The organism is Corynebacterium sp. LK26, assembly GCF_014335085.1.
Taxonomy (GTDB): domain Bacteria; phylum Actinomycetota; class Actinomycetes; order Mycobacteriales; family Mycobacteriaceae; genus Corynebacterium; species Corynebacterium jeikeium_D.
The window spans coordinates 15,456-40,831 of the sequence record NZ_PDHB01000006.1; the positions used below are offsets into that span (position 1 = coordinate 15,456).

General features: G+C 60.9%; 18 protein-coding genes and 5 tRNA genes. 8 read left to right on the forward strand and 15 right to left on the reverse strand.

Annotated features, from left to right (window positions below; genetic code table 11):
- Window positions 1-31: 31 nt before the first annotated feature.
- Both CRD13_RS05785 and CRD13_RS05790 read right to left on the reverse strand, forming a co-directional pair.
- Window positions 32-3,070 (reverse strand): MMPL family transporter, encoded by a 3,039-nt coding sequence (locus tag CRD13_RS05785; RefSeq protein ID WP_187401406.1) that lies wholly within the window; start codon window positions 3,068-3,070, stop codon window positions 32-34.
- Window positions 3,071-3,495: 425 nt separating this feature from the next.
- Window positions 3,496-3,586, reverse strand: a tRNA-Ser gene (locus CRD13_RS05790).
- A 276-nt stretch (window positions 3,587-3,862) separates the two neighbouring features.
- Here CRD13_RS05790 and CRD13_RS05795 point away from each other — a divergent pair.
- Window positions 3,863-4,843 (forward strand): diaminopimelate dehydrogenase, encoded by a 981-nt coding sequence (locus CRD13_RS05795; protein WP_049193862.1) that lies wholly within the window; start codon window positions 3,863-3,865, stop codon window positions 4,841-4,843.
- A gap of 108 nt (window positions 4,844-4,951) precedes the next feature.
- Here CRD13_RS05795 and CRD13_RS05800 read toward each other — a convergent pair whose 3' ends face one another.
- From CRD13_RS05800 to CRD13_RS05810, 3 genes are all read right to left on the reverse strand, one after another.
- Window positions 4,952-5,140 (reverse strand): CsbD family protein, encoded by a 189-nt coding sequence (locus CRD13_RS05800; protein WP_049193864.1) that lies wholly within the window; start codon window positions 5,138-5,140, stop codon window positions 4,952-4,954.
- Between the two features lie 137 nt (window positions 5,141-5,277).
- Window positions 5,278-5,721 carry a nucleoside deaminase gene (locus tag CRD13_RS05805; RefSeq protein ID WP_049193866.1) on the reverse strand — a complete coding sequence of 148 codons (444 nt, stop codon included), beginning with the start codon at window positions 5,719-5,721 and terminating at the stop codon, window positions 5,278-5,280.
- 76 nt (window positions 5,722-5,797) lie between these two features.
- Window positions 5,798-6,355 carry a tRNA adenosine deaminase-associated protein gene (locus tag CRD13_RS05810; RefSeq protein WP_005510946.1) on the reverse strand — a complete coding sequence of 186 codons (558 nt, stop codon included), beginning with the start codon at window positions 6,353-6,355 and terminating at the stop codon, window positions 5,798-5,800.
- Between the two features lie 38 nt (window positions 6,356-6,393).
- Between CRD13_RS05810 and CRD13_RS05815 the strand changes: the two genes are divergently transcribed.
- Window positions 6,394-7,419, forward strand: coding sequence for a prephenate dehydrogenase (locus CRD13_RS05815; RefSeq protein ID WP_049193868.1), 1,026 nt, complete (start codon window positions 6,394-6,396; stop codon window positions 7,417-7,419).
- Between the two features lie 9 nt (window positions 7,420-7,428).
- Window positions 7,429-8,277 (forward strand): CoA transferase, encoded by an 849-nt coding sequence (locus tag CRD13_RS05820; protein WP_049172453.1) that lies wholly within the window; start codon window positions 7,429-7,431, stop codon window positions 8,275-8,277.
- Window positions 8,278-8,326: 49 nt separating this feature from the next.
- Here CRD13_RS05820 and CRD13_RS05825 read toward each other — a convergent pair whose 3' ends face one another.
- The 5 genes from CRD13_RS05825 to CRD13_RS05845 all read right to left on the reverse strand — a co-directional run bounded on the left by CRD13_RS05825 (window position 8,327) and on the right by CRD13_RS05845 (window position 14,329).
- Window positions 8,327-9,316 (reverse strand): LLM class flavin-dependent oxidoreductase, encoded by a 990-nt coding sequence (locus CRD13_RS05825; RefSeq protein ID WP_049172455.1) that lies wholly within the window; start codon window positions 9,314-9,316, stop codon window positions 8,327-8,329.
- 306 nt (window positions 9,317-9,622) lie between these two features.
- Window positions 9,623-9,695: transfer RNA gene (locus CRD13_RS05830), tRNA-Arg, on the reverse strand.
- 224 nt (window positions 9,696-9,919) lie between these two features.
- Window positions 9,920-13,591, reverse strand: coding sequence for a phosphoribosylformylglycinamidine synthase (locus CRD13_RS05835; protein WP_187401407.1), 3,672 nt, complete (start codon window positions 13,589-13,591; stop codon window positions 9,920-9,922).
- Between the two features lie 567 nt (window positions 13,592-14,158).
- Window positions 14,159-14,234: transfer RNA gene (locus CRD13_RS05840), tRNA-Arg, on the reverse strand.
- A gap of 3 nt (window positions 14,235-14,237) precedes the next feature.
- Window positions 14,238-14,329, reverse strand: a tRNA-Ser gene (locus CRD13_RS05845).
- A 211-nt stretch (window positions 14,330-14,540) separates the two neighbouring features.
- On the opposite strand from CRD13_RS05845, the gene CRD13_RS05850 reads away from it, so the two are divergent.
- The gene (locus tag CRD13_RS05850) at window positions 14,541-15,680 is read left to right on the forward strand and encodes a histidinol-phosphate transaminase (protein WP_088611833.1); all 1,140 of its coding nucleotides are present in this window, start codon (window positions 14,541-14,543) and stop codon (window positions 15,678-15,680) included.
- A gap of 14 nt (window positions 15,681-15,694) precedes the next feature.
- Here the strand turns inward: CRD13_RS05850 and CRD13_RS05855 are convergent, their stop codons facing one another.
- The 3 genes from CRD13_RS05855 to CRD13_RS05865 all read right to left on the reverse strand — a co-directional run bounded on the left by CRD13_RS05855 (window position 15,695) and on the right by CRD13_RS05865 (window position 17,843).
- A complete protein-coding gene (locus CRD13_RS05855) occupies window positions 15,695-16,588 on the reverse strand; it encodes a hypothetical protein (RefSeq protein ID WP_240593275.1) in 894 nt (297 codons plus the stop codon).
- Window positions 16,581-17,321 (reverse strand): hypothetical protein, encoded by a 741-nt coding sequence (locus tag CRD13_RS05860; protein WP_088611831.1) that lies wholly within the window; start codon window positions 17,319-17,321, stop codon window positions 16,581-16,583. The genes CRD13_RS05855 and CRD13_RS05860 overlap by 8 nt, the downstream gene beginning before the upstream one ends.
- 437 nt (window positions 17,322-17,758) lie before the next feature.
- Window positions 17,759-17,843: transfer RNA gene (locus tag CRD13_RS05865), tRNA-Ser, on the reverse strand.
- Between the two features lie 197 nt (window positions 17,844-18,040).
- On the opposite strand from CRD13_RS05865, the gene CRD13_RS05870 reads away from it, so the two are divergent.
- Window positions 18,041-19,009: an NAD(P)H-quinone oxidoreductase gene (locus tag CRD13_RS05870; RefSeq protein ID WP_048732059.1), complete on the forward strand. Its 969-nt coding sequence runs from the start codon at window positions 18,041-18,043 to the stop codon at window positions 19,007-19,009.
- A gap of 16 nt (window positions 19,010-19,025) precedes the next feature.
- Here CRD13_RS05870 and CRD13_RS05875 read toward each other — a convergent pair whose 3' ends face one another.
- Window positions 19,026-20,294 carry an aminotransferase class V-fold PLP-dependent enzyme gene (locus CRD13_RS05875; protein ID WP_126107804.1) on the reverse strand — a complete coding sequence of 423 codons (1,269 nt, stop codon included), beginning with the start codon at window positions 20,292-20,294 and terminating at the stop codon, window positions 19,026-19,028.
- 471 nt (window positions 20,295-20,765) lie between these two features.
- On the opposite strand from CRD13_RS05875, the gene CRD13_RS05880 reads away from it, so the two are divergent.
- From CRD13_RS05880 to CRD13_RS05890, 3 genes are all read left to right on the forward strand, one after another.
- On the forward strand, window positions 20,766-21,734 hold the full coding sequence (locus CRD13_RS05880) for an ABC transporter permease (RefSeq protein WP_370549646.1): 969 nt from the start codon (window positions 20,766-20,768) through the stop codon (window positions 21,732-21,734).
- Window positions 21,735-21,780: 46 nt separating this feature from the next.
- Complete coding sequence (locus CRD13_RS05885; RefSeq protein ID WP_005510871.1) at window positions 21,781-22,563, forward strand: ABC transporter ATP-binding protein; 783 nt, start codon at window positions 21,781-21,783, stop codon at window positions 22,561-22,563.
- Between the two features lie 166 nt (window positions 22,564-22,729).
- Window positions 22,730-23,836 carry a glycosyltransferase gene (locus tag CRD13_RS05890; RefSeq protein ID WP_049189777.1) on the forward strand — a complete coding sequence of 369 codons (1,107 nt, stop codon included), beginning with the start codon at window positions 22,730-22,732 and terminating at the stop codon, window positions 23,834-23,836.
- 365 nt (window positions 23,837-24,201) lie between these two features.
- Here CRD13_RS05890 and CRD13_RS05895 read toward each other — a convergent pair whose 3' ends face one another.
- Window positions 24,202-25,332, reverse strand: a complete 1,131-nt coding sequence (locus CRD13_RS05895) for a hypothetical protein (RefSeq protein WP_187401408.1) — start codon at window positions 25,330-25,332, stop codon at window positions 24,202-24,204.
- Window positions 25,333-25,376 lie beyond the last annotated feature (44 nt).

The following is a 25,376-nucleotide window of genomic DNA, read 5'->3' on the forward strand; positions in this document are numbered from 1 at the left end:
GCATTGAGGTTACCTGGGTGCTATTCGCAAGTTACTCAGCGCTGTCATTTTCCTCGGGTTGGGCAGCGTTTTCCGGGTCCCACACGGCGCGGCTACGACGTGGCGCTTCCTCTTCGAGTCCTTCGCGCTTCATCAGTTCCGCAACCGTAATCTTCTTCCGCTTACGAGCCGGGCTGAAGTACGGGCGGACCTCGATGTCCTTAGCATTTTCCGGGTTCGGCTGGGCGTCAGTTGGTTCAGCTGGCGCGGACTGCATGAGCTGTTCTGTCGGCTCCGGCTGTGTCGGCTTCTCCGGCTGTTCGGCCTGCTCCGGCTCAGCTGGTGCCGTCGGGGCGGACGGTTCGGCTCGCTCAGCCTGGTCAGAGCGCTCCGGCTGTTCGGCCTGCTCCGCCTGGTCAGCGGGCTCAAGCTCTTCCAGCTTTGCCTTCTTCCGCTTCGGAATCCAGCGGTTACGCTTCTTGGTCGCAACCGCCACAGCGGTACCACCTGCTGCGCCCGCCGCGCCCGCCGCGCCCGCCGCAGCGGCTGCACCAGCACCAACTTCACCATCGGCACTGTCTGTTTCGTCCTCGTCAGCGTCCGTGTCGCCAAAGCCACGCCCAGCACCTTCGCTTTCGGGCAACAGGGACTCACCGCGAGCCATACGCTCGCGGCGGCCCTTCTCCACCAGCTCCTCGGAAACCTCTTCCAGGGCAGAGCCTTCGACATCCACAGAAGGCAACACCTTGTCCAGCCACTTCGGCATGTACCACGTAGCGCGGCCAAGCAGGAACATGGCTGCCGGGATGAAGGTCATGCGAATAACGAAGGCGTCGAAAAGCACTGCGGCACCCAGCGCGAAGCCGAATACCTTAATAATCGCCAGGGGCTGCCCGGCGAAAGCCGCGAAGACGGAGATCATAATAATCGCAGCGGCAGTGACCACACGAGCGCCGAGAGTAAAGCCCTCAACGACCGATTCTTCGACCGCGTTGTACTTCGACTCTGGTGAGGATTCACCCTTGTTGTGGGTGTAATGCTCGCGCATGCGGGAAACCAGGAAGACCTGATAGTCCATGGCCAAACCGAACGTCACGCCGATGAGGAAGATTGGCACAAAGCTGACCAGCGGACCCGGAGTGCTAATCACGCCCCAGAGGCCGTCCTGGAAAAATGCCACTGTGACACCGAATGCGGCTGCGACAGAGAGCAAGAAGCCCACACCCGCAGTCAACGGCACCATCAGGGAACGGAAAATCATCAGCAGCAGGATCACTGCCAGACCCACGACAACGCCCAAGTAGAGCGGCATTGCGCCCTGGAGGCGGTCGGTGATGTCAATTTCAATAGGAACCAGACCAGTGACACCGGTGAATAGGCCGGTGGTCTGCTCAATCTGCTTCTGCTGATCGCGCACCGCGTTCATCAGCTGCTTGGTCGCAGGATCGAGTGGACCCGACTTCGGGGTCATAATCATCTTGACCGCAGTGCCGTCATGATTCATGCCAATCATCTGGATGTGCTCGACACCGACGTTGGATTTGAACTGGTCGACAGCGTAACTATAGGAAGCCTTGCGGGCGGCCTCGATGTCAGAGAGTTCCGGGTTGGTCTGTCTCAGGGACTCGATAAGTGGTTTGAGCACCGGTGCATCGGGCTTCACATCGTCCGACTTGGCAATAATGATGAGCTGAGAGTTACGTCCCGCACCGAAGCCCTCTTCAATCATGGTGATGGCCTTGCGGTTCGTGCTGTCCTTAGCCGCAGTAGAGTCGGACGGCAGCGCCAGCTTCAAGTGCATGGCCGGGTAGGCCAATGCCAACAGCAAGACGATACAGCCGACCAGGAACAACCCTGGGGCCTTGTGCACGAAAGTGACCCAACGTCGCCCCATCGTCATCTCACCGAAGAAGGAAGAGCGACGTTCCTTGCGCGGGTTACGCGAGGGGTTGCCAGCAACACCGGGCACGCGACCAGCGAAGACCTTGTCGCCCAGCAGAGACATAACTGCCGGCAGCAGGGTCAGAGAGACCAGCACTGTGAAGGCCACCGTAATTGCCGCCGAAATACCCATCAGAGACATGAACGGCACCTTGGCGACCGTCAGCGCTGCCAAAGCGACAATCACGGTGAGGCCGGCGAAAACCACAGCGGAGCCAGCCGTACCGGTAGCCATGCCGATGGCGTCTTCGTTGGTCATCCCTCGGGCTCTTTCTGCCCTGTAGCGAGAGAGGATGAACAGTGCGTAGTCAATACCGACAGCCAGGCCGAACATGACGGCAAGTACCGGGGTAATCGAGTTGACGTCGGTGAATGCGGTCATCAATGTCACGCCGAAGACACCGATGATAATGCCCACTACCGCCGTCACAATAGGCAGGAACGAAGCGACCAGAGATCCGAAGGTGACAACCAGCACGATAAATGCCACGGTCACACCGATAATCTCCGAGGTCGGAGCTACCTCAATCGCGGGCTGCATGCCCGGGCCAGAGGCCTCGACCTTGATACCGGCGTCACGACCGGCCTGCATCGCGTCGAGAAGCGCCTGCATATTCTCCGGTTCGATGTCCTGCGGCATCTTGGCGTCGAAAACGAAGGTGGAAATACCGTAGCGACCGTCATCGGACACGGTACGCAGGGCATTGGCATCGGCCTCGGCAACATCCTTGGGCAGGCCGGCGGCCATGCCCTGTTCCTTGACCATCGCCTGCATCTTCGGATTGAGGTCTACCGGGTTGTGAAGTTGCAAATCATCGGAGATTTGGCCGACATTGTCGCGGATGCCGTTAATGACCTGGTCAACAGCTTCTTTATTCTGTGGGTCATCGAGCCTCTGCCCCTCCGGGGCCTCGAAGGCGACATAGATACGCTGCTCTCGAATTGGGTTCGGAACATCGGGGAACTTTTCCTCAATCACGTGCGAAGCCGTTGCCGACGGCATGCCGGGGATCGAGAACTGGTCGATGAATCCCTTCTGGAATGCGGCAACTGCACCGCCCAGCCCCGCCAAAATCAGGAACCACGCGATGATCACAGTCCATTTATGCAGGTAGGAGAACCTGCCGAGTTTGAACAAGGCCTTTGCCATGTCAAGTTTCCCTTACGTCTAATATTCGCCTGGACCGCCCCAACTGCAGCTTCCCCAAGTTCGCGCTAACCAAGCACTCCCTCGGACTCCACCTGCAGTTTGAAGCCTCTTCGCTACTCCGATGCTAGCGACCACCCCGGATTGGCCAACATCAACTCTGGCGCTGACATGGTCATTGAGGGCGGGCACGACATAAAAACCGGAAATACTTTTGCTAAGAGTAGCGGACTTCCCGGATAAACGTGAACAATGGGGTGTGTGTTACTGATGTTATTTTTGTGATTTAGGCACTCCAGGTCGGGTGCCTCACCATTCACCGCTTTACGACGGGCACCTCCCCCGCACACACCGCACTCAGGCAATCAGGGCCGATTAAATGCAAAACCCCCGAGGCTCCTACTTAAAGGAACCACCGGGGGTTTTATTGGCGGTGACGGAGGGATTTGAACCCTCGGTACGGGGTTACCGCACAAAGCATTTCGAGTGCTTCACCTTCGGCCGCTCGGACACGTCACCGCTAGAAAACGTTACAGGTAGCCCCTTTATCTACCAAATCCCCAGGTCAGAAGGCTCAGCCGTTCGCACAGTCGACACCGCCGGTCCTTCGCCAAGCCGTTCACACAGAACCACAACCCCCGCCATTCCAAATCACTCCATCTACTGCACCATCCACTTAAACCACCGCGCTCTTCGGGGTGGCCAACGCCCGCTGAGATATGAAGGAATAGTCTATAGCTTGAAATCTAGAAACTTAAACACAGAAGTGCAGCCACACAGAAAGGGTTCTCCCTCATGATTCGTTCCGCCATCATCGGCTACGGCAACTTGGGCCGCAGCGTCGAAAAAGTCATTGCCGACCAGCCGGATATGGAACTCGTCGGTGTTTTCTCCCGTCGCGATTCGCTGGACACTGAGGCCCGCGTGCTCCCGGCTGCGGATGTCGAAAAGTACAAGGACGAGGTAGACGTGCTGTTCGTGTGCCTCGGCTCGGCCACCGATGTCCCAGAGCAGGCCCCTGAGCTAGCAAAGAACTTTACGACGGTCGACACCTACGACAACCACCACGAGATTCCGAAGCACCGCGCGGCCATGGACGCCTCCGCTCGTGAGGGTGACAACATCGCCATGATCTCGACCGGTTGGGACCCGGGCCTGTTCTCCCTGAACCGCGTCCTGGGCGCTGCCATCCTGCCGGGCGCAGACCAGATGACCTTCTGGGGGCCGGGCCTGTCGCAGGGCCACTCCGATGCCGTGCGTCGTGTGCCGGGAGTGAAGAAGGGTGTCCAGTACACCAAGCCGAACCCGGAAGCTATCGAGGCCGTGAAGAAGGGCGAGGGCGCAGACCTGAAGGGTAACGAGTGCCACCTGCGCCACTGCTTCGTCGTCGCTGAAGAGACCGGCAACGCCGAGGAGGACGCCAAGCTCAAGGAGCAGATCCGCGAAACCATCGTGACCATGCCGGATTACTTTGCCCCATACGAGACCATCGTGGACTTCATCTCTGAAGAGGAGTTCGACCGCGACCACCAGGGCATGCCGCACGGCGGCCAGGTCATTACCCGTGGCCAGGCCGGTACCTCCGGCCACGTCATCGAGTTCGGTCTCGAACTGGAGCGCAACCCCGACTTCACCGCAGCCGTCCAGGTTGCCTACGGTCGCGCTGCCTACCGCCTGAAGCAGGCTGGCGAGACTGGTGCCCGTACCGTCTTCGAGATCGCCCCGTACCTACTGTCCGCCGAACCACTGGATGACCTAGTGGCTCAGAAGCTGTAGCCAGCCCCAACGCTGACAGCCGGCCATCGAAACACAAAGAACCCCAACCGTCTCCGCACATCAGAAGCGGAGAAGGTTGGGGTTATCTCTACCCGAAAGCTAAGCGCTTTACTTGTCAGTCAGCTTGCCCAAGGCCTCAGTAGCCTTGTCCTTCAGGTCCTCAGCACCCTGCTTGACCTTCGAAGCAGCCTGCTCGCCCTTGCCCTGGTTTGACAGGTCGTCATTGCCAACGGCGTCGCCGGCAGCTTCCTTAACCTTGCCGCCCAACTCGTCGGCCTTGTTCTGCAGCTCGCTCATTATGTAAGCCTCCCATGTAAACGACTTAATCTATTTCTATAGAGCCACCGTCTAGCAGCCCCACTAGTTCCGACGGTACGTGAAAATGGAGGCTCGTCACGGCCACAGCGGGAATTGTGACCTAACTGTGACCCCGCTCACGCTCCCGACTGCCGTTGCCGTTCGAAGAATTCGCGCAGGTAAACGGAGCATTCGTCGGCAAGCACACCCCCGCGCACCTGCGGCGTGAATGCATGGGCGGGATCGCGGATGACATCGGCGATGGAGCCGCACGCGCCGGTCTTGGGCGACCACGCGCCGAAGACCACGCGCCCCACGCGCCCCATGACGCACGCGCCGGCACACATCACGCACGGCTCAAGTGTCACGACCAACGTGCACTGCTCCAGCCGCCAGCCGTCACCAACAGCGCGGGTGGCCTCGCGCAACGCAATGACTTCGGCGTGGGCAAGTGGGTCACCATCCGCTTCCCGACGGTTCGAGCCCCGACCCACAACCCTGCCCTCGGCATCCACGACCACAGCTCCCACCGGCACATCCCCGGGGGCCGTGTGAGCAGCTTCGGCGATAGCCAGGCGCATCCACTCTTCGTCGAGAATGTCCTGTTTTCGACGGGGTAGCGCGCTTGGCCGCCCGGTCAGATGACCTTTGTCAGGGTTAGTCGTCATAGGGGTCGTAGTCGTCATCGTCACCGTCGTAATCCAGGTCGGCGACATCGGCGAGCTCCTCGGCGCACCCCAGCTCCTCGGCGATGGCCAGAAGCTGCTCGGACGCCCACAGCGACTGATCGTCACAGATGGACTCCAGGGCTTCCTCCGAACAGCCCAGGTCAGCGAGGATATCCATATCTCCTTCGGCCCAGGCGTCGACATCGTCGAGCTCGTCCTCGTCGAGGTCGGGGATATCCAGATCCAGCTCGTCGAACACATCTGCCGCAATGTCGTCGGTGACGGCGGCGGTGGCGTCGGAAAGCACAACGCGCAGCGACCCAACGCCCTGGCGCACGAGAATGAAGTAATCGTCGTCGATATTGAGCATTCCGACAGCGGCGCGTTCCGAACGCAGATTGCGCAGCGCCTGTGCAGCGTCAGCGAGGGAATCGGTGGCGTCGTCCCCAAGATCGACGACGCGCCAACCGCGCTCCCCCATAGTTACGGCAACCGCGAAGGAGCGGTCGTCATCGGAGGTGTACCCTCCGGAAAAGGTCGTGCTCATAACCCACAACGCTAGTCGCTGTATGTCATGCTTGTCAGGTGAGCAATTTCGAGTCCCCCTCCCCTGCTTCGTCCTCCCTGTCAGCTGCACAACTACCCGCGGTATGCATCCTCGGTTTGGGCCTCATCGGTGGCTCCATGATGCGCGATCTGCGGGCCCACAACGTCGAATGCTTCGGTTGGAATCGCTCGTCCACGACGGTCGAGGAAGCCACGAAGGAGGGATTCGACGCCAGTACAGATCTTCAAGCCACGCTCGAGCGCGCTGAGGCCAGTCGCGCGCTCATCGTAATTGGCACCCCCATGACAGTCGTCGGCACGATGCTCGACGCGATCAACGAGCACGCCCCCAGCTGTGGCATCACGGATGTGGTCTCCGTGAAGGCGGCCGTCGCCGCCGAGGTCTCCGCTCGCGGGATGGAGGAACGCTTCGTCGGCGCGCACCCAATGGCGGGTTCCGCGCAGGCGGGCTGGTCCGCCACGCTCGAAGGGCTTTTCGACGGCGCCCCCTGGGTCATCACCTACGACCTGGCAGCTGCTGCCGACGCTGCAGGCAAGCCCGTCCCGGAGCGGTGGATTGAAGTCTTTTCGCAGGTCGCCAACTTGGGAGCAGCTCTTGGCAGTCAACTCATTCCAGCGCTGAGCGATCACCACGATGCCAGTGTCGCCCGCATCTCCCACATGCCCCACCTAGCGGCCTACGCAATTGCCGCCGCCGGTGAAGCCGGTGGCCCCCTGGCCATTTCGCTTGCAGCCGGCTCTTTCCGCGACTGCACCCGCGTCGCCGCCGCTGCTCCTGACATGGTCATGTCCTGGTGTGAGAACAACACCGAACCCGTGCTCACCGCGCTTGACGACGTCATCGAGCGCCTCACCGCCGCGCGCACCCAGTTGGCCACCGAGGGAACCGCTATGGACCTGGCCAAAACCGGTCAGATTGCCCGTGTCCGCTACGAGGCCCGCCCTGCTCACCGCCCGATTTTCCGACTGCGCGTCGGCGAGGGCGGCTGGATCAACCAGTTGAAGTTGGCCGAAAGCGTCGGCGGACAGATAGATGTGTTCTAGTGTGGAACTATGTTTTCCCCCGAGCTGCACACCAGCCTCGCAGGCATCACTGTCGTCAACTTCGCCATTAACGTACCGGGACCACTGGCCGCTCAGCACTTGGGCCAGCTAGGCGCCCGGGTGATTAAGGTCGAGCCACCAACAGGCGATCCGCTCGGCGCCTTCGGCCGCTCCTGGTATGAAGCTATGTCCGCAGGTCACGAGATTATCCAGGCGGATCTGAAGAGCAATGAGGGTCGCGCACAGCTGAGCTCGCTGATCGATGAGGCCGATGTGGTCATCACCTCGGTTCGCCCCTCCGCGCTGGAACGCATGGGGCTGGCGGGCCTCCACGAGCGCCCGAATGGGCCGGTACATATCGACATTGTCGGTGATACCGAAGCTCCAGAAACCCCTGGCCATGACCTGACCTACCAGGCGGAGGCCGGAACCCTCACGCCTCCGGCGATGCCGCCGGTGCTGTTGGGCGACATTCTGGGCGCGCACTTTGCGGTCACCGCTGCCCTTGCCGGGTTGATTAAGCGGGCGGGTGCTGGGGCGGACGTCGTAAAGCAGCCTGGACTGCACTGCCGCATCGGCCTAAAGCAGGCGGGCGAGGCCGGTGCCGCGCCGCTGAAGTACGGCATGACGGCGCCCGGCGGACTACTCGGTGGCGGCCTGTGGACGTACGGCCTCTACCCCAGCGCCGACGGCTACGTGGCCGTGGCAGCGCTGGAGCCGCACTTTGCCGCCGCCCTGACCGAGGCCACTGGCGCGAGCAACCGCGAGGAACTTGCGGATTTCCTCCGCGAGCGCACCAACGCCGAAATCATGCAGCTTGCCAGCGAAAAGGCGCTGCCACTGGCTGCGGTGGAGTAAGAGGGCGACTTAAGGCCGCGTGCCTCGACGTACTCCTGGGCCTGGAGCCTTACGCGGTCAGCCCCGTGGCCTCCGCGGTGAGCTCCACCGAACGCAGTCGGTCAGGAACCTTCAACGACTGATGAGCCACGATCAGCTCATCCGCCGCCGAGTACTCACCGAACTGCGCAATCTGCTCACGCACCTGTGCCACCGTGCCGACTGCCGTATGACGGAACATATTCTGCACCTGGCGCCCCTGCGGGGTATCCATCAGAATCTCTGCCTCATCGTCGGTGAGGTGGTGACCACCGCGGCTGAGGAACCGCCTGACCATGTTCCTGCGGGTAGCGAAGTACTGCTGCTGCGCATCCTCTTCGCTTTCCGACGCAATCACGTTCATGGCCGCAAAAGCGTACGGCTTATCCAGCTGCTCAGAAGGCTGGAACTGCTCGCGGTAGACCGCGATGGCATCGCGAAGCGCGTCCGGCGCGAAGTGCGAAGCAAACGCGTACGGCAAGCCGAGCGCCGCCGCGAGCTGAGCACCAAAGAGCGAGGAGCCCAGGATGTACAGCGGCACGTGGGTGCCGCGGCCCGGAATCGCGTTGATGCCCTTAATCAGCGACTCGTCGGAGAGGTAACCGCGCAGCTCCTGCACATCCTGCGGGAAGGAATCAGAAGAGCGCGGGTCACGACGCAGCGCACGCATAGTGGCCTGGTCAGTGCCCGGAGCGCGGCCAAGCCCCAGCTCGATGCGATTCGGGTACAGGTTCGCGAGCGTGCCGAACTGCTCCGCGACCGTCAGCGGTGCATGATTTGGCAGCATGACGCCGCCGGAGCCGAGGGTGATGCTCTCGGTTTTTGCAGCCACGGCTGCGATAAGAACTGCCGGCGACGAGGACGCGATGGAGTTCATATTGTGGTGCTCAGCGTACCAAATACGCTTATAACCAGCCTTTTCCGCTGTCTGCGCCAAATCGATGGAGCCCTGTAGGGCGTCGGCGTGGGACTGCCCCGAGGCTACGGTAGCGAGGTCAAGAATGGACTCAGTACGAATCATGGTTCCACAGTCTAGACCGTTAGTCGGATATTGCGAGTTTGAGATGCTTCGAATACTGAGGCGCTGGGGGTTGGGGTTTTGGGGTTTGAGGTGGCTCGTGGATGGACGGGCTCATGGGTGGCTCGTGGGCGGTATTCACTTGTCGATGAGGTATTCACATATCGATGAGCTATAGCCTGGCCACAAGTGAATAGCTCATCGATATGAGCGCAGGCAGAGCCAATACCGCGCGCGTAAGTGCCGGAAAACCATCGATAAGTCGGGCAGACAAAAAGACCCGCACCTTATCGGTGCGGGTCTGCATTGTGCGCCCGAAGGGATTCGAACCCCTAACCTTCTGATCCGTAGTCAGATGCTCTATCCGTTGAGCTACGGGCGCATTTTGTTGTTATTCAGCGACTCTGGGGTAATTCCCTCGGCCCCTGCAACGAATAGATACTTTACTCATCCTGCGGAGTTTTACAAAATCCGCTGTTCAGAGGCATAATCCGGGCAACCCGGGAAGAGTCTTAGGCTGCAACTGCGCCACCCGCTATAGCTGCGGGTGGCAGCGTAAGCTGTACGCGCGGCGGAGACTATCCGCCGCACAGCACCAGACCAGTCCTACTCGCCGCGGACCCAGCGGACAGCGTTGCCAAAGATGTCCTGCTCACCAATGCCCGGAATGTTGCGCATCAGGCCTTCGCGGAAACGCTCCGGGTGGCCCATCTTGCCCAGAATCCTGCCGTCAGCACTGACAATGCCCTCAATGGCGTAGGAGGAACCGTTCGGGTTGGCTGGCGCTGTCATCGTCGGCACGCCCTCGGCATCGCCGTCGGCATCGACGTACTGGAAAGCGACCTGACCGGCCTCGAACAGGCGGCGGGCCTCGTCCTCGGAAACCACGAAACGGCCCTCACCGTGAGAAACCGGCATGAGGTGGGTCTGGCCTGGCTCGAAACCACGCAGCCACGGGGAATTCACGGTCGCGACGCGAGTAGTAGCGATGCGGGAAACGTGACGCAGCTGGCGGTTGTGGGCCAGGGTCGGCGAGTCCTCGCGGAGCTGCGCAGGGTCGCCGTACGGCAGGAAGCCGGACTTGACCAGCGCCTGGAAACCGTTACAAATACCGAGCACAAGACCGTTGTCGGCCACGAACTCCTTGACGGCGGCTGCGACATCGTCGGAACGCAGGAACGCGGCGATGAACTTGGCGGACCCGTCCGGCTCATCCCCCAGGGAGAAGCCACCGGAGAACGCCAGGATGTCGGCGTCCTGAAGCTTCTCGATGAACGCCTTCGTGTCCTCCGCCAGCATTGCCGGGGTCAGGTTGCGGATAACGTGGAACTCGTAGGTAGCGCCAGCTGCGACGAATGCTTCGGCCATGTCGTATTCGGAGTTGGTACCCGGGAAGACCGGCAGCAGCACGTGGACATCCTTCTTGCCCGGGCTCTGCAGGTCGGTCTCGGTTTCGTTTACCTGGTTGGCAAACTCCGGCAGGGCCTCGCCCTCGTACTCATTGAGTGGGAAGACGTCACGGTAACCGGACTCCATCGCTTCCAGAGCCTCAGCGACCGTGAAGGACTCCGCACCGAAGCGCAAGGTACCCGACTCGTCGGTGGCACCAATCTTCACGGCCCCCGCAATGGCCCCCTCAACAGCACCCTCAACAGCCTGACCAGCTGGAACAGCCACAACGATGGAACCCAGCGGAGCCTCCGGAAGGGATGCCTCCAGGCCCACGCCATTGCCCACAGCCATGTTGACCAGAGTCGCGGCCAGATCCGCGTTGGTCACAGCCGAAGCAGCAGCCGGACGCAGCTCGCGCACAGCAGCAAACAGTTCATTGAGCTGCTCGTAGTTCGGTTCCCCGGACTCGAGCGGCTTGTGCGCAAACAGGTAGAGGTCGAAGTTACCGGCCGGGATTGCAGCGGACACAGCGTCGGTTTCGTCCATTGCAGCGACCGCAAAGGTCACCAGTGTCGCCGGCACGTGCAGATCCTCGCCGTAGGTGCCGGACATGGAGTCCTTACCGCCAATGGCCGCAACCTGGAAGCCATCCTGAGCCTCCAGCAGGCCAAGCAGAGCCTGCGCAACCTCGCCCCAGCGCTGCGGATCCTGGTCCAGGCGCTGGAAGTACTCCTGCACACTCAGCCAGGCACCGCGCGGATCGCCACCGGCCGCTGCGAGCTTAGCCAGTGCCTCCACGACGGAGTAGGAGCCCATGAGGTACGGGGACTCGTCGGCAAGCGATGGCGAGTAACCCCAAGTCATGACGGACGCGGTGCTCGTGCCGCCATCGACCGGCAGCGTCTGGATCGACGCCTGCTCGTCGGTCTTCTGCGTCGCGCCACCGTACGGCATGAGCACGGTGGAGCGGCCGACGGTCGAGTCGAACTGCTCGATCATGCCCTCCTGGGAGCCCGCCGTCGCCGCACGCAGCGACTCCAGCACGCTCGCCGGTGCCTGCTTTACGACGCCGCCCTCCGCAGCAACCATCTCGACATTCTGGGCGCGGTCAGCGCCGTTGGTGTCGATGAACTCACGGGAGAGGTCGAAGACAACCTCGTCGCCCATGAACATGCGCAGACGGCCAGTGTCGGTGATGTCGGCCAGCGCGACGGCCTCAATGTTCTCCTCGGCAGCGGCGGCGATGATGAAGTCGGCATCCTCCGGGCGCACGACCAGCGCCATGCGCTCCTGGGACTCGGAAATCGCGATTTCGCGGGCATTCAGACCGGCGTACTTCAGCGGCACGCGCTCGAGGTGAATGTCAATGGAGTCAGCCAGCTCACCAACCGCAACGGACACGCCACCAGCGCCGAAGTCATTACAACGGACGATCTTGGTGGCGACATCCTCGCGGCGGAACAGGCGCTGAATCTTGCGCTCGTTGACCGGGTTACCCTTCTGCACCTCGGCGCCGGAGCGGCCCAGCGAGTCCTCATCGTGGGCCTTCGACGAGCCGGTCGCACCGCCGACGCCGTCACGGCCGGTGCGGCCACCGAGCATGATCACCACATCGCCCGGCGCAGGTTCGAGGCGCTTGACGTTGTCTGCCGGGGCAGCGGCGACGACGGCACCGAGTTCCATTCGCTTAGCGACGTATCCCGGGTGGACCAGCTCGCGCACACCAGTGGTGGCCAGACCGATCTGGTTTCCGTAGGAGGAGTAGCCGGCTGCGGCACGAGAGGAGATATCGCGCTGCGGCAGCTTGCCCTCGAGGGTCTGCTCGCGCGGAGTGTTGATGTCACCTGCGCCGGACAGACGCATGGCCTGGTAGACCCAGGAACGGCCTGACAGCGGGTCACGGATTGCGCCGCCGAGACAGGTGGAGGCGCCACCGAACGGCTCGATTTCGGTCGGGTGGTTGTGGGTCTCGTTCTTGAACATGAGCAGCCACTTGCGGTCATCGCCCTCGACGTCGACGTAGACGGAGCAGGCGTTGATTTCCTCGGAAACTTCCTGGTCATCCATCACGCCCGTGCGACGCAGTTCGCGGCCCATGATGGTGCCCATGTCCATCAGGGTGCGTGGCTTGTGAGTGCGGCCGTTGAGTTCACGCAGCTCGTCGTAGCGACGCAGCGCGCGATCCAACTGCGCGGCAAAGCGCGGCTCGTTGTTCTCGATGGAGGTCAGCTCGGTGTTGAAGGTGGTGTGGCGACAGTGGTCTGACCAGTAGGTATCCAGCGCGGACAGCTCCACCTCGGTCGGAGTGCGGCCCTCGGAGCGGAAGTAGTCCTGGATGGTCTTCAGATCGGCCAGCGACATGGCCATGCCGTCGGCTGCGAGCAGCTCGGCCAGGCCTTCGTCATCCAGCTCGGTGAAGCCCGGGTACTCCTTCAGCGGCTCAATCTCGCCCATGCTCGGACGGCGCAGGACGTTCAGGTTCTTCTCCCCCGACTCGACCGGGTTAATGAGGAAGGAGCGTACGGCGTCATTCACCGGAGCGTCGAAAACATACAGCGTTGCCGAGGTGATCTGCGCGCGGGTTTCCGGGCGGAGTAGCCGCAGGGCCTGCTCGGCGGCATCGGCACGCTGGTCGTACTGGCCAGGAAGAGGCTCGACAGCAAGGTAGTTCCCCAGCTCGGCGGGCGTCGGGAGCTCGGCCAGCTCGTCGACACGCGAATCAGCAACTACCGACTCACGCAGCGCGACGAGGTCCTCCTCCGTCGCATCGAAAGCATCGTAGAGATAGTAGATTGCCACCTCACCGTCCTGGCCGATCGAGGACAGCAGCGTAGCTTCCTCATTGCGGAACTCGGGCTTACGGCGAACGGCTAGACGGGCGTCCATCAAGGCTCCTATCGAAATACGGGGAGGGCAACCGGGGTCTAAGTCTATTGCAACTGTTCAGGATAGGAAAATGTCCCCCGGCGTGCGAGGCGGCGCGGGGCGGCGCGGGGCGGAAGCCCCGATTGACCAAGTACAAGGCCAGGCTAATCGGATTCGGCCAGGCAAAGGCTGCGCGGGGGTGTTGGAGGTACGGCCGTGGCGGCTCAGGGAGGTGGTGAGTCGGGCGGCAGGTCCGGGTTGGTGCCTGTTGCTGCGCTTTGCTACCTGTTGCTGCGCGTTGCTGGAGCAAGGGAGCTGGTTCGTTGTCTTATCGATGCATAGTTCACCCATCGATTCGCTATAGCCTGGCCACAAGTGAACAGCGCATCGACAAGTGCACACATAGCACCCACAGCGCGCGCATAAGTGGCGAAAAACCATCGACAGGTCACGAGAAACCATCGATAAGTGACCGAACCCTGGCCACAAGTGAAGGACCGCGCTGCCCCGCCCCGCAATGCCCCGGCTCGCGCTGCACTGCCAGGTAATAAAACAAAAAGACCCGCACCTACAAGGTGCGGGTCTACATGGTGCGCCCGAAGGGATTCGAACCCCTAACCTTCTGATCCGTAGTCAGATGCTCTATCCGTTGAGCTACGGGCGCGTGTGGCGGAGGCGAGAGGATTCGAACCTCCGGCCCGTCGCAAGACAGGCAACTCCTTAGCAGGGAGCCCCATTCGGCCGCTCTGGCACGCCTCCAAAACCACTGGCATCGGTCCCGCTTCAGCAAAGCTGTTCGCCATTGCGTGGACGAGACCAAATAACCGCAGCCAATCCTACAGAACACAAGAATTGAAAAGCAAAACACCCGCGGAGCCACCAAATACGGCGCCACAAATAGCGACCACACCTTGGGATTTTGCGGGGATTCTGTACTGCCCAATCCGGGCCATGTTCTACAGTTAGGCCTATGACCAACGATGCATCTTCAGTTCAGCCCAAAACCCGCGCCGACCTCGAGCAGGTTCCGGCCTATGTCCCGGGCAAGGCTGTGCCCGGCGCGCTGAAGATCGCGTCCAATGAAATGACCCAACCGCCACTGCCCTCGGTGGTGGAGGCCATCTCACAGACCATCGCTGACCCAACCACCAGCCCGAACCGCTACCCGGACATGGGCGCGGTTGACCTGCGCATTAAGCTCGGCGAGCACCTGGGTCTGCCCATGGAGCAGGTCGCGGTCGGCTGCGGCTCCTCTGCTCTGTGCCTGCAGCTCGTACAGGCCACCTGTGCGGATGGGGATGAGGTCGTGTTCCCGTGGCGCAGCTTCGAGGCCTACCCCATTCTCGCTCGCGTCGCCGGGGCTACTCCGGTGCCGGTGCCGCTGGATGCGCAGGGTCGCAATGATCTTTCGGCAATGGCTGCCGCTATCACCGGCCGCACACGCCTGGTTTTCGTCTGTAATCCCAATAACCCGACGGGCACGACCATCACTCGCGAGGCTTTCGCGGAGTTTATGGCGCAGGTTCCGGGCGATGTTGTGGTCGCTCTCGACGAGGCGTACATCGAGCTGGTGGACGAGGCCACTCATGCCGCTACCCCGTTGGCGCATGAGCTGCTGGATACCTACCCCAACCTGGTCGGTTTGCGCACATTCTCCAAGGTCTACGGTTTGGCCGGGCTCCGCGTGGGCTACATGTTCGGCCCGGAGAAGCTTGTGGAGGCCGTGAATAAGGTCGCTATCCCCTTCTCCGTAAACACTCTCGCGCAGATTGCCGCGCTCACCTCGCTCGACGCACAGGAAGAGCTCACCGCCCGCATTGCTGAGGTCCGCGCACAGCGCGTCGCCGTCACAGAGGCCATCAACGCCGCCACCGGCCGCGAGACGGTGCTGCCGAACTCGCAGGCCAACTTCATTTGGATTGACGAGGGGCGGATCGCGAATCTCTCTTTGCTTGACGACGTCTCGGTGGCCACCACCACGGATCTCGGTGACTTCCTGGCGCAGCGCAACATTCTCATCCGCTGCTTCGCCGGCGAAGGTGCTCGCATCACCATCACTACTGAGGAAGAGACCTCGCAGCTGCTGGCTGCGCTAGGAATTGAGCACTAGCAGCTATCGCTCAGCTAGCAGCTACCGGCGCGGCCGGTGGTCGCGCCACCGCTGCGCTCAATCGCCTTTGCGATGCGGTCAAGCATTTGCTGGCCGGTCTCATAGGTGCCGTCGTCAGGCTGGGCTGCGATAGCGACACCAACGAAGGTGCCCGGCTTCTTGCCCGGCAGATAGCCGAACTGTCGCACAAGGTAGACACCTTCATCATCTGGGCCCCACCCACCCTTGAAGTGGGCACCGCGGATGCGTCCGAGGCCGTAGGACTGCTCGTCGGCAATCTGTCCCATGAGGTCAGCGACCTTTGGGCCCGCCTCGATGCACTGCAAATTGGCGCCGAAAATAGCCTGGTCGCGCAAATCCCACTGCGTCTGCCCGAAGACGGTGTATTCCGCACGGATGCGGTCAGTGCCCATGACGGTGCGGGTGTCGTGGCCCTCTCGGAGAATCTCGTCGGTGGTCGCGCCCGCGGTCGCGTCATCGCCCAGGGAGTACCACATGGACTCAGCCGCATCGTTATCGGAAACCGTGATTGCGGATTCGACCAGGGAATCCACGCCCGATTCGCGCACATAAGCCACCGCAATCGGCACCTTGGAGGTAGACCAGGCCGGACCCGTTTTGAAGTCGCCCGTGGAAACCACTTCGGAATCTTTATCCGGCGTTGCCAGAGCGGCGCCGGCCAGACCACCGAGTTCCTTTTGCGCGGACTTCACTGCCTCGACAACTTCGCGAGGCATCTCACCGGGCACAACTTTCCTGTCGGAGGATGCTCCGCCGGGGCCGTCGTCAAGCGGATTGGACAGCGTCGGCGACGGCATGTCCGCCGAGTCGGTGCCGATGGTGCAGGCGCTAAGGCCGAGCGTGACGACGGCGGTTGCGGCCAGAGCTACTCGGAGACGTTTAGACAATGTGCACCGTCGCATTCGTACCGCCGGTGCAAGTGACAACCTCACCGTTATCGCGGCAGGTCATGCTGTATGTCTTGCCAGTTGTTGGGCTGCTAGCGGTGACTGTACCGTTGAGCTTCTTCGTAAGTTGGTACTGCTCAACGAAGGAATTGCGCACGTTGGTGGCAAACTGACAGGTCGTAGTGTTACCACCGACATCTTCTGCATATACCAAGTTCAAATCACCCGGATCGCCCGAGCCGGAGCAGTGACGCCAGTTCGATGGCGGCTGGAACCCTTCAGCGCGACGCTTCTGCTCAGCGGTCGACGACGTGGAGGAATCCTCAGTTCTAGCGGACTGAACCGACTGGGATGAATTGCTGCCGGCCGAATTCACTCCCTTCGAATCGGAGAAGTAGAAGAAGGCCATTGCGCCGACGAGGAGGGCAACCGCAACGAGCGCCAGGACAATAACCGCGATGGTCAGCCCCTTATTGTCATTGCTCGGTGCAGCAGCCGGCCCAGCTTGCGGGCCAGGGACGTAGGGGGCGGGGCGGTACGGTTCAGGCTGCTGGGACTGTTGATACTGCTGCAGATACTGCGTTTGCCCCTCAGTCTGCTCCCACTGTGCCCCATCCACAGCGCTCCACGCATTTGCCGGCGTATCTGCAGAGGGCTGATCATCTGACGCGTCCGGATTTATGCTCCACTCACCGAACGAGTCGTCCGAGTGGTTGCTCCGATTCGTTGCCATTGTTCGACCTTTTCCCTCAATACCGTCCGCCAGTATGACGCTGGGTTTGTATTACAGCAAGACCGAGCTTACCGGTTTTGGCAAATTGCCCGTATTGTTTCAGGCCACAACGGTTTCGGGTCCATGTCATGCAGCTTTTCCACCGAGTGCCCCGGGTTGAAGTGGATTTCAGTTCCTGTATTCAACGAACCGTCGGCAATCGCGTCGGCGCCCCTTGGCGATGGTGTCATTGACCACCAGTTCCTGAGCATGTGCGATACTGCCGAATCCCGCACATGTCCGCGCATGTCATACCTGCGGCCGGAGAGAATGCAGCAATGCGCGCAATACCGCGGTTACGTACGGTACGACTATCCGTCGCTGGCCCCACCACATACGCCAATTTTGAAGACAAATGAAGAAACCCCCGGTAGAAAATCTACCGAGGGTTTCATCTGCGGAAGTAGAGGGATTTGAACCCCCGGAGGTGTGACCCTCGCTGGTTTTCAAGACCAGTGCATTCGGCCGCTCTGCCATACTTCCAACGCCAACATCATAACCGCATACCGCCGTAAGGCAGCAAACGCCCTCATAACACCCCTTGCCAGCACCTTTCGCAAGCCCTTCATCGGAAACCACACCCCAAGCATCCACCTCTACAGACATAACTATTTTTGCTAATTGCAAAAGAGGTTGAAATACCGCGTGCATAACCAGTTTTTGCATTACCTTTGAAGACTATGAAGGCAATCATTCAGACTGATCTTTCCAACCCCCGCGCCCTGGAATGGGCCGATGCTCCGGAACCGACTCTCGAGGATGGGCAGGTGCTGGTCAAGGTCAAGGCCGCTGGCGTAAACCGCGCTGACCTACTGCAGGCCGCTGGACACTACCCGCCGCCGAAGGGCGTGACCGACACCCTCGGCCTGGAGTGCGCGGGTGTCATTGAAGAGGTCAAGGGGGACTCCCAGGGCTGGAAAGTCGGCGACGAGGTCTGCTGCCTTCTCTCCGGTGGCGCTTACGCCGAAAAGGTCGCAGTCCCGGCCGGCCAGATTCTCCCCCTGCCACATGGCTACTCCTTCACCGAGGCAGCATCCATCGTCGAGGTTGCCTGCACGGTGTTCTCGAATGTCGTGATGATTGCCGGCCTCAAGGAAGGCGACCTACTGCTGGTCCACGGTGGCGCGGGTGGCATCGGCACTTTCGCTATTCAGATGGCCAAGCGGCTCGGTGCTCGCGTCGCAGTCACCGCCGGTTCGGCGGAGAAGCTGGCTAAGTGCAAGGAGCTCGGCGCCGACATCCTCATCAATTACAAGGAAGAGGACTTCGAGGAGATCGTTGCAGCTGAGGGTGGCGCCAACGTCATTCTGGACATCATGGGCGCAAAGTACCTCGACCGAAACGTCAAGGCCCTGGCGAAGGACGGCCACCTGGTCATCATCGGCATGCAGGGAGGCGTTAAGGGCGAGCTCAACATCGGCCGCCTGCTGAGCAAGCGCGGCTCCATCACCGCCACCGGCCTGCGCTACCGCGATCTCGCTGACAAGGCTCGCATCGTCAACGCCACAGAGGACACCATCTGGCCAATGCTTGCCGACGGCACCGTCACCCCTCAAATTCATGAGGTCATGGATATGCGCGACGCAGCCAAGGCCCACGAACTGCTCGACAGCGGCGCGGTCAGCGGCAAGATTGTGCTGACCGTCTAGTTAGCTGACTACCTAGTTAACCGAGCGAGGCAACTGCGCGCACGAGCTGGTCAATGTCGTGCGGCGTATTGAACGGCTGGAGGCCAACTCCCACGGCGCCTCCAGCCTCATCGATGCCCATGGCCTCCAGCAGTGGCGATTCGTATGCATCAACAATGCTGGTCACGAGGCCATTATCCAGCAACCTATCCACGACCACCTTCGCCGACACCCCATCGACGAGGAAGCTAACGCGCGGAATGTGCTGTGCCCGCGACACACTCGCGAAAGAATCATCTTCGGTATCCATGCCGATGATGTACACCCGCGGCAGGGTCATCAACGCCGCAATTAGGCGTTCCGACAACGTCGTCAAGTAGCGAGAAACCTGCGGCATCGCCGTTTCAATGCGGTGCCTACGCGACCCCCTCGCCGTGCTATCCAGCGATGCCAGGTGCAGCACCGATTCCGACACTCCGCCGAGCAATGCCGGCGACACCGGGGAAACCTCGATCCGCTCGACGCCGCGCACATTCGGCACATAGCTTAACGACGTCATGCGCTCGAACATCTCGGGATCCTTGAACACCAATGCTGCGACCTCAGGCCCGCCCAGCACGGAGGCATCAACCAGCATGATGTCGGCGCCCAGCTTGCTCATCGACACATCGCGGTAGGCGACAATATCCGAGGCATCAACCAAAACCCAGGCGTTGGAGTACTCATGCACCCGCCGAGAAATGTCAGCTACCGGGGCAATGGTGCCAATGAACGGATCCGCGGCCGGGACGACAACGAGGCGAGTGTGCTCGTCTACGAGCTCGTCGAACTGCCAGGACGGCAACGTACCCGAGGACAAGTCAGCCTCAGCAATGCGGACTTGAGCTCCGTAGAGATTGGCTGCTCGGCGTAGTGGTGCGTGTACAACTTGCGAACCAATGCGAGAAATCACCAGGTTAGAGCCGAGCGTCAAGCGTCGACTCATTGCGGACGTGAACTGCTCCATGAGCACCTCACGCGAAGATCCCAACACCACACCGGCGACCGGGCCGCCAGTGAGGTCCGCAAAAGCCCGGCGCGCACTGGCGGTTAGTTCCGCTGCAGCGGGAACGCCCGAGCTGCGAGACTGGCCATGAGCCCCCGCCCCAGTCTCACCGGGAAGGGACTTCTGCGCATTGCGAAATGCAGAAATCATCGCAGCCTGGACACGCTCGGGCACCTGGGCGCGTTGACCCGCATTGAGGTATGTCCACCCGTCGGAAAGCGACGAGTAAGCACCCCTGGTTGTCGGCACATCGAAGGCCATGAAAACCCTTTCCCGGTTTCGAATTCAAGCTGCGATATCTATTTCAGAGTTAACTGTGCAATCACCCACGAATCGAGCATCCATGCCCCGAACCGTGTATCGCTTGCACATCTTAGTTGGAGCCAATTCTATCGAAGCAACCCCATATAGGATAATCTTTATCCCTTTTTAGCAGTTGCTTAAAATTGGCCGAACTTTTCCTGCCTGTATCCATGCGCAAGCACTCCCGATGCGTGAACCATATGCACCAGCTGCATGCCATAAAGCAGTTACAGCGGCGATTGTATGTAAGTTTTCCAGGGTCACATAACCAGTCACATAACCAACAGTGGAACCAGTCTCAGAAGCACCACGTCACCACCAATGACGACCGTCCCACGCGACCGTTGTTCGCTGTCACGACATGGAATAATGGCTCGCCCAGTGCCGTCGGTATTCAATCTAAACCGCCCTAGCTAGTAGTTTGGAGACGTGACTAACGCAGAAAATGATCGCCAATCCGCAGCTGCAGCCGACCAGCCGGCCAATACTGTGCGCAATGGCTCCGCTATCCGCACGGAGGAAACTCTCCGTCGCGACATTGCGCGCATAACTGACGCAACAGGCGAGGCACCGGCTTTCAAGTCGCGTTCCCGCACCATGGGCGCTGCCTGGCGGGATCTAGCTATCGGCTTCGGCCAGCGCGAGCTGTGGCTGCAGCTGGGCTGGCAGGACATCAAGCAGCGCTACCGCCGCTCCACGCTTGGCCCACTGTGGATCACCATTGCCACCGGCGCCATGGCCCTCGCTCTCGGCCTGCTGTACTCGCTGCTGTTCCAGCAGGAGCTGGCGTTCTTCCTGCCACACGTGACCGTTGGCCTGATCATCTGGGGATTCATCTCCGGCTGCGTGCGCGAGGGCGCAACCGTCTTCATTGAAAACGAAGGCCTGATCAAACAGTTGCCCAGTGCGCTGAGCGTTCACGTCTACAGGCTGGTGTGGCGTCAGTTGCTTTTCCTGGCCCACAACATGGTGATTTGGCTGATTCTCGTGCTGGTCTTCCGTCCGGATTTGGGCTGGAACTTCTTCCTGGTCATCCCCGCGATGGCGCTGCTGGTGGTCAACGGTGTGTGGGTGACGATGTTCTTCGGCATCATCGCTACGCGCTACCGCGACGTGGCACCACTGCTGGATTCCCTAATTCAGCTGGTGTTTTACATGACTCCGATTGTGTGGACCACCAAGACGCTGGAGGAACAGGGCGGTGCCGTCGCCGAACGCGCACGCATCGCAGAGATCAACCCGCTGTTCCACTACCTGGAAATCATCCGCGCCCCATTGACCGGCCAGCCGGTGGATACCTACCACTGGTGGATTGTCCTCGCCTGCACCACAGTCGGCCTGTTGCTGGCACTCGGAGCCATGCGCCTGTGGCGCTCCCGCGTGAGCTACTGGGTTTAGGCCGCAAAGGCCGTCGTTAAGCGAATAGAACTAGCAAGGGATAAGCATGGTCAGCATTGATACTTACAACGCGTGCGTTGACTTCCCCATTTTCGACGCCAAATCGCGGTCGATGAAGAAGGCGTTCCTCGGCGCCGCGGGTGGTGCGATTGGCCGCAATGACTCCAATGTCGTGGTCATTGAGGCGCTGAAGGACATCAACATCCATCTGCGCGAGGGCGACCGCGTCGGCTTGGTTGGCCACAACGGAGCGGGTAAGTCCACGCTGCTGCGACTGCTGTCGGGCATCTATGAGCCCACGCGCGGTGCCGCCGATGTGCGCGGCCGTGTGGCTCCGGTGTTCGACCTCGGTGTCGGCATGGACCCGGAGATCTCAGGCCTGGAAAACATCATCATCCGCGGTCTGTTCCTGGGGCAGACGCGCAAGCAGATGAAATCCAAGCTCGACGAAATCGCAGAGTTCACCGAACTCGGCGACTACCTGCACATGCCACTGCGCACCTACTCCACCGGTATGCGCGTGCGACTGGCGCTCGGCGTGGTCACGTCCATTGAGCCGGAGATTTTGCTTCTCGACGAAGGCATCGGAGCCGTCGACGCCGCATTCATGGCGAAGGCCCGGACGAAGTTGACCGAATTGGTCGATCGCTCCGGTCTGCTGGTGTTTGCGTCGCACTCAAATGAGTTCCTGGCGCAGCTGTGCGACACGGCGCTGTGGATTGATCACGGTACGGTTCGACAGGCAGGGCTTGTCGACGAAGTGGTCGAAGCCTACGAAGGTAAAGAGGCCGCCGACCAGGTGCGCCGCGTGCTCGCGCAGCGACGGTAGCAGCTTCGCCGGGAGTCCGGGCGCGGTTCCCCCATCGTGGCCGAGCGAGCGGCTCGCGGGCAGCCGGCCGGCGGCTGGCGGGCGGCACGGATGCTTGGAATTGCTCACCCGGAGCAACATGGCAAGATAGACAGCAATAAAAACAGTAATAAACGGTACGTCCCCGATGGAGAACGAAGTGAGCGAAAACTCGGCTGACCACCCAAATCACGATGAGGCAGCAACGGCCGCAATCGTGGTGACTCACAACCGCATCGAGGACCTGCGCCAATCGCTTCCCATCGTTGCCAGCCAGACCCACATGCCGAAGTGGCTCATCATCGTCGACAACGGCAACGACCCGAAGGTCAAGGAACTCGCCGAGCAGGTGGCGGCGCAGCAGTCGTCGGAAAGCGGATCGGCGCCGGAGATTCACTACGTCGGTTCCAAGACGAACCTGGGCGGCGCTGGTGGTTTCGCACTGGGTATGCTGACTGCGCTGTCGCTGGGCGCGGAGTGGATTTGGTGCGCCGATGATGACGGGCGCCCGGAGGACTCCTACGTGCTGAAGGCGCTGCACAGCTGCGCGCGACGTCACCAGCTCGACGCTGTCTCGCCGGTGGTCTGCGACATTAAGGCCCCGAACAAGCTGGCATTCCCCCTGCGCCGCGGGCTGGTGTGGCGCCGTCATCGCGAGGAGCTTTTCGAAAGCGGCATCAACCCCAAACTCCCGGAAGTACGCGACTCCGAGGGCACGAAGTGGTTCACCAATTTCGCAGATCAGAAGGCTGCTACCGGGCTCGAACTGCCTAGCGACCTCGAGACCATCGACGGCAACCACGATCTCCTGCCCGGCATCGCATCCCTGTTCAACGGCGCGCTGTTTAGCGCCCGCTCGCTGGAACAGCTCGGCGTTCCCGACTACCGCCTATTCATCCGCGGCGACGAGGTCGAATTCCACCGCCGCCTGGTCCGCTCCGGCCTCCGGTTCGGCACATGCTTGACGACGGCCTACCTGCACCCCTCCGGCTCGGGTGAATTTGTGCCCATTCTCGGCGGCAAGATGCACACGCAGTACCCGACCAACGACTTCAAGCGCTACTTCACCTACCGCAACCGCGGCTACCTGATGAGCCAGCCCGGCATGCGCAAGCTCATGCCACAGGAGTTCCTGCGCTTCGGCTGGTTCTTCCTGGTCCAGCGCCGCGATGTCCGCGGCTTCTACCGCTGGTTCAAGCTACTGAAGCAGGGGCGCGCGGAGAACTTCGAGCGCTTCGATCCAAAGTCGAAGTAGTTCGGGCTGGCGTTGCGGCTGGTGGGGCTGAGGCTGTGGCGCTGGCCTGGAGCGCAGACGTTGCGGCTGGTGGGGCTGAGGCTGAGGCGCTGGCCTGCATATTTGATCTCGCCCGGGTCGTGTAGTCCGCATTTCGAGTGCTCAGTGCGCAAAAGCGTTACCTAACCCCTGGTTCCCTTCTCCTCCACTGACATATCGATGAGGTATTCACTCATCGATGCGCTACAGCCTGCGCATAAGTGAATAGTCCTACGATAAGTGCGCGGGCCAGGCCAACAGCGTGGCCATAAGTCCTGAAAAGTCATCGACAAGTGGCGGAAAGTTGGCCATAAGTCAGCACAATTGCAATAGGTCAGAAGCCGAACTCAGCGGGAGTCGCGCGAGGCCGGTGCATTTTCCAGAAGCTGCAAACGCTGCTTACGCTCCTGGATTCTGGACTCACGGAGCTGCCGATCTTTATACGGGACAGTGGCTTGACGAAAACGCCCAACTTCGGACGAAAATACCAACCCACCTGCCTGAATGCGCTGCCTCTGCCGAATAGCAAACTGTCGCAAGACCTCCACGCAGTCCCCATTAATGACCTGCGCCCATTGGAAGCGGAGTACATCTAAGTGGAGGTTTCGCAGACGCTTCTCGCGAGCTTGCTCTTTCAGAAGCACAGTCTCCGTAGCTGCTACCCCGCCACCGGAATACTTAGTCAGCCCATCGAACTCAATGATCAAATTCAGATGAGGCACATAAAAATCGACGCGCCCAATGAATCCTTCACTGTCATAGAACTCGACTTGCTGCATGAGCACGCATTTTTCGTCGTAAAGCGTGGCAATTCCTGAGTCGATTATGCATTTCTTTGTGATTGACTCACCGATGGTTTCGCTGTGTGCGCTGGCAGTTCGAAGTAGCTCGCGGGCGCGGCGGGTACCCGGCGAACGTGGGTAATTTGTGAGGACGGTGTGCAGTTCTTCGAGGTCACACCACTGTCGCAGTGCGGTGTCAACGATGATTGGCCCGTTTTCGGACTCGGCGGTGCGGCAGATATCGATGACGGTTTTCGGCACATCGGTAACGCAGCGCCCACCAATGCGAACGATGTCTTGTTCGAGGATTCTGCCACTGACATGGCGCAATCCGCCGCCAGGTCGGCGCAGGCCGGAATTGGCAAGCGCGATTGTGGCATTTCGAACAAGCAACGGGATGCCATGCAACGCAGCGGCTGCTTCGCCCGTAATGATTGTCCCGGAACCTGGCTTGACCAGTGCCTTTATCTGTAGTTGAAAACGTTCGAATGCTGACAGCGCATTCCAGCGAGAGCACTCGATGTAGGTGCCGTACGCCAGTCTGAGCAGGGATCCATCTCGAATATTTGCGCTTCCGACGTGCCCGTGCAGATTATCCAGCTCTGACTTGGCACTGACATATTCACAAGGATGCTTGATTTGTTTCTGCGAAGCCGCGTGGATGAGGCCATCGGAATCGTAAGTCCAGTTAGGCATTGGTTTAGGCACGCTCCCCGAGGTGGGCTACAGGAATTCACGCA

Coding starts and splice junctions, on each gene's coding strand:
- CRD13_RS05785 (WP_187401406.1), bottom strand. CDS start 3,070: ATGGCAAAGGCCTTGTTCAAACTCGGCAGGTTCTCCTACCTGCATAAA.
- CRD13_RS05795 (WP_049193862.1), top strand. CDS start 3,863: ATGATTCGTTCCGCCATCATCGGCTACGGCAACTTGGGCCGCAGCGTC.
- CRD13_RS05800 (WP_049193864.1), bottom strand. CDS start 5,140: ATGAGCGAGCTGCAGAACAAGGCCGACGAGTTGGGCGGCAAGGTTAAG.
- CRD13_RS05805 (WP_049193866.1), bottom strand. CDS start 5,721: ATGCGCCTGGCTATCGCCGAAGCTGCTCACACGGCCCCCGGGGATGTG.
- CRD13_RS05810 (WP_005510946.1), bottom strand. CDS start 6,355: ATGAGCACGACCTTTTCCGGAGGGTACACCTCCGATGACGACCGCTCC.
- CRD13_RS05820 (WP_049172453.1), top strand. CDS start 7,429: ATGTTTTCCCCCGAGCTGCACACCAGCCTCGCAGGCATCACTGTCGTC.
- CRD13_RS05825 (WP_049172455.1), bottom strand. CDS start 9,316: ATGATTCGTACTGAGTCCATTCTTGACCTCGCTACCGTAGCCTCGGGG.
- CRD13_RS05835 (WP_187401407.1), bottom strand. CDS start 13,591: ATGGACGCCCGTCTAGCCGTTCGCCGTAAGCCCGAGTTCCGCAATGAG.
- CRD13_RS05850 (WP_088611833.1), top strand. CDS start 14,541: ATGACCAACGATGCATCTTCAGTTCAGCCCAAAACCCGCGCCGACCTC.
- CRD13_RS05860 (WP_088611831.1), bottom strand. CDS start 17,321: ATGGCAACGAATCGGAGCAACCACTCGGACGACTCGTTCGGTGAGTGG.
- CRD13_RS05870 (WP_048732059.1), top strand. CDS start 18,041: ATGAAGGCAATCATTCAGACTGATCTTTCCAACCCCCGCGCCCTGGAA.
- CRD13_RS05875 (WP_126107804.1), bottom strand. CDS start 20,294: ATGGCCTTCGATGTGCCGACAACCAGGGGTGCTTACTCGTCGCTTTCC.
- CRD13_RS05885 (WP_005510871.1), top strand. CDS start 21,781: ATGGTCAGCATTGATACTTACAACGCGTGCGTTGACTTCCCCATTTTC.
- CRD13_RS05890 (WP_049189777.1), top strand. CDS start 22,730: ATGGAGAACGAAGTGAGCGAAAACTCGGCTGACCACCCAAATCACGAT.
- CRD13_RS05895 (WP_187401408.1), bottom strand. CDS start 25,332: ATGCCTAACTGGACTTACGATTCCGATGGCCTCATCCACGCGGCTTCG.